Source organism: Bradyrhizobium sp. P3_C3 (genome assembly GCF_056402655.1).
Genome location: NZ_JBFUGY010000016.1, coordinates 161434 through 172554 on the forward strand (window position 1 = coordinate 161434; position 11121 = coordinate 172554).

Annotated in this window: 8 protein-coding genes; 2 read left to right on the plus strand and 6 right to left on the minus strand. The window is 52.8% G+C overall.

Annotated features, from left to right (window positions below; translation table 11 throughout):
• Positions 1-19: 19 nt before the first annotated feature.
• From AC1DW2_RS20240 to AC1DW2_RS20255, 4 genes are all read right to left on the minus strand, one after another.
• Positions 20-1621: a DUF1036 domain-containing protein gene (locus tag AC1DW2_RS20240; RefSeq protein ID WP_477007028.1), complete on the minus strand. Its 1602-nt coding sequence runs from the start codon at positions 1619-1621 to the stop codon at positions 20-22.
• A 48-nt stretch (positions 1622-1669) separates the two neighbouring features.
• Entirely contained in the window at positions 1670-1816 is a 147-nt protein-coding gene (locus AC1DW2_RS20245; protein WP_477007029.1) for a hypothetical protein, read from the minus strand.
• A 788-nt stretch (positions 1817-2604) separates the two neighbouring features.
• The gene (locus AC1DW2_RS20250; RefSeq protein WP_477007030.1) at positions 2605-3195 is read right to left on the minus strand and encodes a hypothetical protein; all 591 of its coding nucleotides are present in this window, start codon (positions 3193-3195) and stop codon (positions 2605-2607) included.
• Between the two features lie 359 nt (positions 3196-3554).
• Positions 3555-4355 carry a hypothetical protein gene (locus AC1DW2_RS20255; protein WP_477007031.1) on the minus strand — a complete coding sequence of 267 codons (801 nt, stop codon included), beginning with the start codon at positions 4353-4355 and terminating at the stop codon, positions 3555-3557.
• A gap of 1718 nt (positions 4356-6073) precedes the next feature.
• On the opposite strand from AC1DW2_RS20255, the gene AC1DW2_RS20260 reads away from it, so the two are divergent.
• Positions 6074-6940: a hypothetical protein gene (locus AC1DW2_RS20260; protein WP_477007032.1), complete on the plus strand. Its 867-nt coding sequence runs from the start codon at positions 6074-6076 to the stop codon at positions 6938-6940.
• Positions 6941-7015: 75 nt separating this feature from the next.
• Entirely contained in the window at positions 7016-7999 is a 984-nt protein-coding gene (locus AC1DW2_RS20265; protein WP_477007033.1) for a M48 family metalloprotease, read from the plus strand.
• A gap of 691 nt (positions 8000-8690) precedes the next feature.
• Here the strand turns inward: AC1DW2_RS20265 and AC1DW2_RS20270 are convergent.
• The gene (locus AC1DW2_RS20270) at positions 8691-9968 is read right to left on the minus strand and encodes an adenylate/guanylate cyclase domain-containing protein (RefSeq protein ID WP_477007034.1); all 1278 of its coding nucleotides are present in this window, start codon (positions 9966-9968) and stop codon (positions 8691-8693) included.
• Positions 9969-10118: 150 nt separating this feature from the next.
• Positions 10119-11121: tyrosine-type recombinase/integrase (locus tag AC1DW2_RS20275; protein ID WP_477007035.1), on the minus strand; the 1003-nt coding region annotated here is incomplete at its 5' end.

Sequence of the window (11121 nt, forward strand, 5' to 3'; positions counted from 1 at the left end):
CGGTTCGACATGCACGAGCTTAGTTCGTTCGAGCCTCCCAGGAGACGGGACTAATTTTCTGAAGGGCACCGAACCCGAATACGTTTTCTTTGCGCACGCCATCCGCGCCAGCATTTCCCCAGCTACCATGGTCTCCTGGTGATCCGGCTTGACCGTCTTGGCCCGGATATCCTCCATAACCATCTGCGCCGCCACCGTGATCAAGGCTTCCGTTTCCACCTACGCCCCCGCTTCCGCCTCGACCTGCGCGACCTCCGCCTCCTCCAGCGCCCCCACTTCCAGGACGCCCACCCTTACCGCCAGTGTTCTCTAGCTCCACCCTACTTGGACGCACTCCACCTTGATCTGAATTGACCAGCACTTGGATCGTGCCTCCATTTCCTCCGCGGCCTCCCGATCCCCCTTGCCCACCATCACCGCCGTCCCCGCCATTGCCCCCGGCACCTCCCTCACCACCGCGCGAAGCAGGATGGCAAATCGCTGCCGAACCGCCAGCCCCCCCGTTTCCGCCGCTACCACCGTCACCTCCGATGCCTCCTGCTTGACCGTCTCCGCCGGCTCCTCCACTGCCCCCGTTGGATGTGATCTCAACCGAAGCAGCGCGATCAAATTTCAGCGCCAGTATACGGATGTCTACGTTATCTTGGCCGGCTGCTCCGTCGGCGCCTCGCAGGCCGTCATCAGCATCTCCGCCAGGCCCGCCGTCGCCTCCAGCCCCCCCCGGCGTTGATGCATCACCTTCGATGTTCACTCCATGGAAGATATCCAGGCTATGAAAGCAAGCATTAGCTCCTTCTCCGTCGCCGCCATCTCCTCCGTCGCCGCCGTCGTCGCCGTCCAAGGCTCGTCCCAGCACAGATGCTCCCGCGCTCCCGGATGCACCTCTAATCCCACGAATTTTCACGGAACCCGTAATCAAATTTGCCCTGAGAGTCAGATTGGTGCCGACGCTGAGCAGAGCACCGGCTGCAAATGTGATACTGTCGCATTCGATCTCGATTGGCCTGTCATCGATGATCGGCTGCAGCACATTTGCTCCAGAAACATTGAGCTCTTCGCAATGAAACTTTTGGGCGAAATAGACGCTGCCGCGTAGTGAGACTGTTTGGGTGTTCGCTTGAATAGCAGATTTTAATCGGCTCGCCGCCGAAGCGGCCTGCGGGAGTGTTAGGTCATAGTCGGAGAAAATGAACCCCTGCTCGACGCGAGGTCCCGCCGGCTTATTGATTTCTGCAAATCGGGCAACCTTGTCGCCCGCGCCGTCACACTTGTAGTCATCATCGTAACTGAAAACGCCCGAGCTAACGCAGCGACTGAGACTTGCACCCCAATGCGCCTCATCGCTATCACGAAAGACTTTGATCGAACTGTTCTTTGCCTCAGCGTGGTAGTAAATTTTCCCATCAGGAATGGTAGCAAGCGGGGTTACACATCGACCGGGATCAGCGTTGTACCAGCCCATTGTAACGTATTTGCTCTTCGTTCCGTCGTAATAGACGATCGAGATCGCGGCGCTCACGGGGGTATGGTTGCAAATAGCTACCTGACTCTTAGCCTCGTTTGCACCAATAGAGCCAAAAGCAGCCGAAAAAAGCATTGCTGCAGCGCGACGCAATAACATCGCTCTTCTCCTCAAATTGGAAGAACGATACATCATCCGGGGTGAACTTCAACCAAAGATAGTGCGCACAGGCGGTTCATTTTCACGCGGCAACAGGGAGAATGACAACCCGGCGTCCACCCATTTCATGCCGTCGGGCCAGTCCGGCTCAGCAGGGCACCGCCGCAAAGCGAAGAAGGTCAGCGCAGTTTCCATTTAGGATTTCGAAGAGGCAGACCTAGCGCCGCATGATGTCGCCAGCGCGGTCGCATTGTCTGGTCTTCGCCAGATCTGATGGATGTTGCGAGATCCGGCATTTCTACGGTCACGGAGAATCCGAACTTGGAGCAATTCAGGACGACGTTTCTTGAAGCCAACCGAGACGATGCGGTCCGGGTGAACGCGAAATTGAAACCGAAAACGATCACGGACTCGCTAACAGTTTTTGCCTGGCGAACTTGCTAGGGCTGCTTCGCGTTGGGAGAAGCGATTTTGGCAATCAAGGGACCGACGAATCCTCGTTACAGGCAACCTCGAACACACCAACGCCATTCCGCAGGGCATTCGCTGCATAGTAGTGCCGCAAGCTGTAAATGGTGTACTTTTCGCCAAAGCTACTCCGCGCGATTCCAGCATCCCGCAATGCCGCATTCAGCTGATCAATCAGCGAAGTAATGTTCGATCCGTCGGGGCATAACGAACAGCAAACCGTAAGCGTCTTCCGTCCGTCGTTTTGTCAAATATTTGTTTAGCCTCTTGGCTGCGACCGATCTGACGATCGCATCACGCTCGTCCGTTTTGCCCTCACGACGAAGCGGAAATTGCAGCAGAGTAACTCTCAGCTACTGACCGTGCGATTATTCACCCTAGACAAAACCCGTTCTGCGCATGAGCTGAGAGTATAATCCGACTAACGCCGTCAGAAGCCAACAGTGAAAATCACTGTGGGCAGGCTCCTTTGCTAACCCTACCTTAAGCCCCCAGTCTATCCAGTCTTTGTCCGCTCAATTCGCTTCTAGCCGGTGTGTTAGGCTTGCGAGCTCGAGGCTAGCATCCCGCAATGAACTAACTGCATGTTCGCCTCGATTAATCAATTCCTCCTTGGTCGACCGATTACTCAACAAGCTTGGGTCAGACGAGAGTTGGAACAACCATGTTTTCCGCTCACCTGTCGCTGACGAGAGCAAAATCTCACAATCTAACCCTTCCTGTTGAAATTGTTCGCGAAGAAGGATTGCGACGTCGTGGATCGCGTGTCGAAGATGGTCAATCTTTTCTGCAACAACGCCCGCATTACGTTGCATTCTTTGAAGCTCAGCAGGCAATCCGGTCGATTGTTTCATATCCAAAAGCAGCACCAGCTTCGAAGCTTCAACCTCATACAGCGACTGATTAAGTGTACGAAGGCGTTGTCGCAATTGGTCACGCCTTTCAGTAGCAACAAATTCGTCCAAGCTGCGACTGATCCGTTGGAGCCAGTCGAAAATGGATTGGCTTGCTCTCTCGAAAGCAGCCTGACTGCCTGTTGCATCTTGCGGAAGTCCGCTCGCTGGGAGGAAGAGGCTAAGAGCAATTATGAGAACCAGTTTTTTCATTTCTGCGTCCCCTGCGTGAGACCCAATTCCCAAGAAGAATGTCGCCCCCAAGATATGCGAGAGTTACAGCAGGAGCCAAAAACAACAATTCAGGAGGAGCACCGAGCAACTTCTCTGCGCCATACGCCAAGCCAAGGGTAATACAGAGCACGCCAAAGGATCTGGCGAACGCCTTGACCATGGGTCTCTCCCTTGTCATCTAAAAGTAGCATACGTTCGCCCTGGCACTAAGTAGATTGCGGCATGTTTACAGAGCTTAGGTACTAGGACCGAGATAATGAGGAGTGCTCCGGCACCAAGAAATGCACTTCGTGCAGGCGCCTTGCTAGCGTAGACCTCGAAGCACACGCCCTTCGGCTTCACTTTCCGAGTGAAGAATCGTCGTCAATCCCCAATCTTTTTCGTGCTTGTTCACTAAAGCAATAGGGATTTTCTAGACCGCCCGCCTTGAACTCAGCTTCAGTGCCCTTGTACTTTATCGCCCTCTGGCCAGAAAATTGTCCCTGCACAATCGTTTGCCGGCGGCCTCCATCGCCATCCGTCCACAAAACCAGAACATTCCCAGAGTCTCTAACATTGTCTTTCTCATCCATCCCAGCTCCACTCATGTAAGTATTAAAGTTGTCGCGCTTAAAAATATCTTCGAAGGGGGCGAGCTGCTCATTGAGCAACACCCAATAGCGCATCTCAAATGGGATAACGACGAGACCTCCGCCAGATTTGATCACTGGATTCGGAATCTCTTGATAGCCGCACCCCTCAAGGAAATATGTCTGCGTACCTGATATATGTTCAACCAACGCGGCGTTTATGCTGGCGTCCTTTTTCCCCTTATTGATTACAGCGATCTTACCAGACACCTTTGCGATCTGTAGCCGCCTTTCAATTTGATAGTCCGAGAGCGTCAATGGCTGCACCATCGAAAATCGCAAATCGTGATTTCTGGTGCAGCACAAAGTCATGAAGTAATCGACGCCGCCCCATGTAATGCCAATTAGGCTAAACACCGCCACTAGCGCTACCGCAATCATGTTGGCAGTAGAGAAGTGGCGCTGCCAATTTTGATATGACTTGCAGTCTTTGCAAATTATTGCGTCGTTGGGAATCTGCGCCTTGCAATGCCAACACGCCTTCTGAGCTGGATATTCTGTGTTAGACATAAGCTCGGTCTCCCGCCAACATCGTGCGAGATCATAAGGGCCAAGTCGGGCGCCAGTTTAGGCCGGACTGCCCGAAAGGTGATTGAAGAAGGACATCTGGGCCAAACTGCGTGTGGTCAACAGCCATCGTTCGGTCCGCGCAATCGGCGCGTGGGTTACCAGTTAGGATATCGCATCCCCTACCTACTTCGAGCCCCGCAGCGCTATCTACGATTACTGTACGAAATAAGGGGTCATCCATCGCTGCGACTGCCGTAGGGATCATCGAAAAGGACAACAGAATTCTCTCAAACATTGGACAAACCTCCACAATCTACAATTTTACGATCTCCTTCAGCCCTCCGCCGGAGGGTCGCGCAGAGTTGCGAGCTTGGCTGAAATCAAAAAGAGTTGGCTTCGCGCACCTCTCGAAATGAACGCAGTGAGGCTCCTTCATCAGGTAGTTCATTTGGCCACGAAGAAGAGTATGGTCATCGTGTGGAAGTTCGATCCCTTAAATGGATGAGTTATTAAACTTTCCGGACTAGCTGCTTTGGCTGCGCATCTGAATGTTTCTTTGGCTCTCAGCGGCACGACCTAATTGCCATCACTTATCTTGCAAATGCCATTCGCAAGCCTCGTTGGGTGGATTTGTGAGACACTCATTGCAAGCGTCGACAGGTCCGGAGCCAGCGGAGCACACGCCTCGAACGGTTTTAGGACCGGTGACGACGAGCTTCTTTTTTGAGTCGTACAGTATGTCTTGCGCTGGCGAGCAAGTGTACAGCCGCTGACAGAATACGTTGATTTGAGCGAAGGCCGAATTCGCGGCCCAACGCCCCGTTTCAGCTCGGGCAGTATTCAAAAGCACCAGATTGATTACGAAGACTTCGAGAAGGACTGCTGCTCGCTTTGAGAGCGGCGCGACTTCGAAGCTTTGGCTGAGCAGGCAATCGGAAGTGAAGAGCAAGCTCATAAGCTTCCCCCCCGATCAAATATACACATCGAAAAGAATAGCTCAGTTTGGCATGAGCACGCCAGCATGACAAGGTGTTACGCGCCTATTAATGCCTAAGGTTGTGCGGCAAGTTGTCCCTCAATCCACGAAGATGTCTAGCTTGCACGGCATCTGGTAAGAAGAACTGTCTCGGACAACGTTATTGATCCAAACGCTCAATTGAGACTTCTCAAACTGAGGCGACTCTTTGCGAGTGGTCCGACATCCCCTTGCTCCGCATCTCCAGTCAAAATGGCTCTGACATCACAAAGAGACAAAGAGCAAGCAGTTGGGATCTTCGGCCGCTCGACAGCTCTCCTCGAGACGGAAGCTTTTCGTCCTTTGCGAGGAACGGCACGTACTTTGTCCTCGCAAGAACGGCTCTTCTCGTGCAAGCGAGAGGGGAAACAAAGCACTCCAGAAGCCATCACCCAATGGAAGGCTCGCTTATGTGACAATAAGTTTGCCCCGAACCTGCTCAGGCGAACAACGGGGACTCCTCGTGGTTCCCTGCATTTGATGCGCCGATTCAATTGCACTGCGGCATCCCGCCGAGGAGGAGCCCGCCTACGGTTGTAGTCACTCTCGGCGCTTCGGGGGCGCTGGCCACCGAAAGGATCGTTCGGCTAAACAGATTGCATGTTCGCGGCAACACAGCCTGACCTAAAACTTACCAGATTCAACCCAAACTGATATATTCTCGCATTATCGCTCAAAGCAATACTAGGTTAGGGGAATCACCATGAAGCGTGTGCTTGCACTGTTCCTTTTCCAAGCCGTGATGTGCATGCAACCGGCACAATCGGATGAGATTAGCGACTACTACAGTAAGCTACAAAAGAATCTCGAAAGGGAGCACTGGATTCCGATTTTGATTCCTCGGGGCGAAAAGGTCGGCAATGTCTATGACGTCCACACGTTGCAATTCTTGGCAGACAACAAGACGTGCTTTCCAAAACTGTCGCCACCTGCCCCGCAAGAAAGTGCGGTGCCCAGCCTCACCATTTCATACAACGTGAACGGAGCATTGGCGGCCGGATTAACAAATGTTGCTGTGGCGGAGGCTCAACTCGGAAGTGCTGATTCGGTGGTTATGGAATACGAGGATGTGACCGTAGTCAGCATGCCCGCCCTTACGCTTGCCGGCTTATTCGATCCCAAGCGCTGCAAGTTTCTGGAAGCTCAGGTTGATGCAACTCGCAACGGAAAGCCCTATTCAGGGCAGGCATCTTACCTCGTACTCGGCGAAGTTATGTCCGCCCGCAGAAACATAAAGCTGAACTACCGTGACAGCGGAAAGGCGCAGATCGAACTTACGAACTGGCAAAAATTCTTGAGGCTTGCAGGAGTTACCGCTTCTGCTCGCATTGAGGGGGGAGCAGACAAAACCGTTGTTGTGACCACAAAGAATGCTCTCCCGATCGCAATGCGACCGGCATTCGTACCGGACAGCTTCCCCGGCGCACGCAACGGAGCATTTCCTGGGGCTGCCGATGTGACGTGGAGCCCGTTGGATCTTCAGGACAAATACTCGACAGAGCAACTTGATGATCTCGGCGCCAATCTGACTAAGTCTCTTCCTTCGAAGGAACAATTGGACGGGTTCTGAGGATAGCCGAAGCGATTTTGCGTGCGCAGGCGTTTTTTCGACGCTTTGAATTACTCGCTGCTGGAGAATCGCTCCATGAACCATCTCTTAACACGACGAGTCTTCATCAGTTCTGCCGCGAGCGTAGGCTTGTTGGCTTCGGATCATCCCGCATCGGCAAACGAGGGATTTGAGCGTCCGCCGGGCGTGCCGCCTGACCTGCCACGTCCAGAAGCTATGCGCATGTTGTTGGGTTTGTACGAGGCCCCCGTTCGAAAAACCTTAGACGAGATAATCGGACAGACCGCAGGGGAGCAACGGCTTCGGCTTCAGAATGCTTCTCCGCAGTTCATCCTTAAGGAGCGAGCGTTCGAGTTCTATGCGGAAGCGGGCGACGTGGTACGGCAAAGAATCGTGTTATCGCTCGGAGGACTATCTTCTCTAGAAATCTGCGCTATTGCGTTCGTAATCTCAATGCAGAATCAGAATGACTTGTGGTGGTTCAGTTTCCTTCTATACCACCGCGGTCTCGTTCGAAAGCAATCCGATGCACTGTGGATCGAACCCGGTGTTGCCGCTTTCGGCGATGGATACAATCAAGACGAAGCCAAAAAGTTGGCTGTGCCCTCAGAACATTTCTTCAGCGAGATGAGATATTTCATCCTTGCGCATGAAGCAGCGCATGTGGCGTTCGAGCACAAGGCGTCCCAGCTACAAGGGGAGACTCAGGAAGCCTGGCGGTCTCGCCTCAGAGAACAGGAGCTGCAGGCCGACAAGTTCGCCATTGAAACATCGCTCAAGGGCGGTATTAGTGCCTTTTCTGTATCATACACAATAATCTGTCACCTTATCCTTGCTCAGGACGATCCAGCCGGATCCGACCTTCAAACCCACCCTGCGGACCATGAGCGGCTTTTGCAGGCGGCCGCACTATTCCAAGACCTACTAAAGGGAGAGCCTGAGAAAGGCGATTTCCTAAATCGTTTTGCGACCCATTTTGGAAGCCCGCTGTCCTACTTCGCTCTTGATGAATTGGCGCAAAGCGTTTCTCTCGGGTCTTTGCTCATCACACGGACTTAGAAAACTTCAGGGTAAACTGAATTGTTGGAACAAAGAGCGAGCATAAATTCGTCAATCTCCCAACCGTGTTGCAAATACCGCCGCTGTAGCTTGCTTCGCGTAGTACTCCTGAATAATCTCTACTGAAGTGCCCATGTTGCGGCGACCCTCAAAGACGCCAACGCCATTACGCAGCGCATTCACGGCGTTGAAATGCCTGAGGCTGTAAATGGAGTACTTCCGTCAAACGTGCTCCGCCCGACCCCCGCCTCTTTAAGCGCAGCATTGAGCTGATCGATGAGCGTGATAATTTGCGAACCATCGGGCATGACGAACAACAAGCCAGCGGGATCTTCCTCCCTGCGTTTTGTCAAATATTTGTCTGGCCTCTTAGCTGCGACGGACCTGACGACAACGTCCCGCTCGCCCGTCTTTCCCCTTACGACTAGCCTGAAAATTATTGAGAAGCTTGCTGCGACACCCGACGTTGAACCGGCAGAATTTCTCAGACGGCACAAGCCATACAGGAAGGTTTGTTAGACCTGGGTGGCGTTCGTAGAGACTTGACGGCTTTCCTGAGACTGAATTTGCTGCGCAGCAGCAACGCGATAGCCTCTTCGGGCCTCGAAAACATAGACCGAATGCTGAAAGCTATCGATCAGCGTTCAACTCTCTCACCGTAAAAAGTTGGAAGGCTCGCTGCCCGTCTGGTTTAATCGGCAAACGCTGCAACAAAAAAGCTGCGCTCGGCTCCCATTCCCTTGAGCTGCGTCGGCCCTCGATCCTCGAAGTGGAAAAGCTCCCTAACACGCCAGTACGTAGCCTCCGAAATGTGCACCTTATTCGGCTCACCTGTAGACTCCAACCGACTGGCCAGATTGACGGTCCGCCCCCAGTAGTCGTAGATGCGCTTCTGTCGGCCTATTACTCCTCCAATAGTCGAGCCAGTGTGAACTCCCACCCTGATCTTTAAGGGATAGCCCGTCTTCACAGAGATGCTCTCAACGACCTTGATGGCGTCAAGGGCAAAGTCAATCATCGCCTTAGCATGATTTGCTGGTGATGATTTCTTTCCACTGATCGCCATGTAGGCGTCACCGATTGTTTTGACTTTCTCGACGCCGTGCCCCTCCGCTAACGCATCGAACTCTGAAAAAATTTGATCGAGAATTTCGAGCACATGCCTTGGAGCAAGGTGTTCCGTGAGCGTGGTGAAGCCGACAATATCTGAGAACAATAGCGTTACTTCTCCGAACGACTCAGCTGCCGCTGAATTGTCGCTGCCTTCCAACGAGGTCAAAGGAATGTAACTGGATAGAAATCCCGAAAGTTTGTTTTTTTCTCGCTCTTGAAGAAAGCTGCGACGAAATTCTTCTCGAGCAAATCGCTCTCGCCAATAACTCATCAGAACAAGCACAGAATAAATATTCGCTATGTTGAACAGATAGGCAGCGGCGACAGCAAATGCAATTTTTGTAAAATAGAGTAATGACGATGCGTAAATGAGAACCGCTGATGCGCCGACAAGAACGGACCAAAGAACATCTATGGGAAATAGACCAATTGCCGAGACGCAGATGAGTGCAAAATTGAGAGCTGACGTTCCAGAATCAAGCGACAACGCCCCCTGCTCGAAATGAAGTATCTGAGCGACGGCTAGCACGCTCACGAGAATCGTAAAACACCAAACGAAGATATTTTCACGCCCCCTGAAGAGACTTGTGAACGTTAGTCCAAAGAAGATCAGCATAAGTGGGATGGCATACAAAAAGCGAAATCGGCTTTGCTCACTCCCGCTCACTGTTTCTGTATTATCCCAAAATCCAAAGACTCCGAAGAGCACTACGCTCAACAGCACAACCGCAGAAATAACGCCTCTGGTGCGCTCGCCTCTTTCCGTCTTGTAATCGGCCTCCATCGCCTCGCTCTCAAAACGCAGACCAAGATTAAGGCGAACGCCGTCTACATACCTTGCGAAATCGAACGACATTTCGCCCTCACAATGCAAATTAAAGATACAACTTAAACGAAACACGCATCGAAGCAACACTCGTCTAATTTTGTCTTGCGGTATAGAGCCTCTCGGTGGGCCTCCCAATTCAGACGACCAGGCATAGGGCGGATAAGCATCGGATCGGCGTCAATCACCCAGCCTCGTGGCGAACACCGTCGGCGTGGCCTGCTTGCCATAGTACTCTTGGATCATCTGGACCGATGTGCCCATATTGCGAGCGACCTCGAAGACTCCTACTCCGTTGCGAAGCGCATTCACTGCATAGAAGTGCCGCAAGCTGTACACGGTGTACTTTTCGCCGAAGCTGCTTTTCTCCATGCCCGCTTCCTGCAAAGCAGCATTCAACTGATCAATTAGCGAAATAACTTTCGATCCGTCAGGCATCACGAATAGCAACCCGGCTGGCTCTTCTGCCCGCCGCTTTGTCAAATATTTGTCTAATCTCTTGGCCGCGACCGTTCTAACGACGGCGTCCCGTTCACCGGTTTTTCCTCGCACGACGAAGCGATAATTCTTCCGTCCCTTCTCATCTTTGAACGGGTGAACGTCTCGGACGTTCAAGTTGTTCGCTTCTCCTGGTCGGAAGCCGGAATTGGCCACGACGAGGACGTATATCTTTAGAAGTTCTCGGCTCTTGCGAGTTCGCACATCACGAGCTGTGTTGATGCGCTTACAAAGCGCCCGCCAAAGCATTCTAAATTCTGATCGCTCGAAGGCTGGCCTGACCCGCTTCTTTTTCGGAGTGAACGTCGCTGTTATTCGAGCCTGCTTAGCCCGAAGTCCCTGCTCTTGCGCCCATTTCACAATGGCTTTGCCGAGCATCATGTCCCACTGAAGCGTCTTATCCGTCGGGTGTCGCTTAGCGTTCTTCGGCAGGACTTCGAACGAGGCGTAGTAGTCCCGTCGCCACGGAATGAACTCTCGCATCACCCTATCGTCGATATCCTCGACGGCGAGGTGCCCAGCGTACTCCCGCCAGAACTTCGAAACCCGTCTGATCTGCCGCAGCATCCCCGCTGAGGTCTTGCCGTGCGTATGATCCCGCTCACGAAAGCGGATGTAGTCGTCAATGACGGCTGCGAATGATCTGGATTTTGGTGGAAGCCCCTGTTCGGCTCTGTGTTCTAAT

Bases quoted from the DNA above. Each gene is read 5' to 3' on its own strand.
- AC1DW2_RS20260 (WP_477007032.1), top strand. From the start codon at position 6,074: ATGAAGCGTGTGCTTGCACTGTTCCTTTTCCAAGCCGTGATGTGCATG.
- AC1DW2_RS20270 (WP_477007034.1), bottom strand. From the start codon at position 9,968: ATGTCGTTCGATTTCGCAAGGTATGTAGACGGCGTTCGCCTTAATCTT.
- AC1DW2_RS20245 (WP_477007029.1), bottom strand. From the start codon at position 1,816: ATGGAAACTGCGCTGACCTTCTTCGCTTTGCGGCGGTGCCCTGCTGAG.
- AC1DW2_RS20250 (WP_477007030.1), bottom strand. From the start codon at position 3,195: ATGAAAAAACTGGTTCTCATAATTGCTCTTAGCCTCTTCCTCCCAGCG.
- AC1DW2_RS20240 (WP_477007028.1), bottom strand. From the start codon at position 1,621: ATGTTATTGCGTCGCGCTGCAGCAATGCTTTTTTCGGCTGCTTTTGGC.
- AC1DW2_RS20265 (WP_477007033.1), top strand. From the start codon at position 7,016: ATGAACCATCTCTTAACACGACGAGTCTTCATCAGTTCTGCCGCGAGC.
- AC1DW2_RS20255 (WP_477007031.1), bottom strand. From the start codon at position 4,355: ATGTCTAACACAGAATATCCAGCTCAGAAGGCGTGTTGGCATTGCAAG.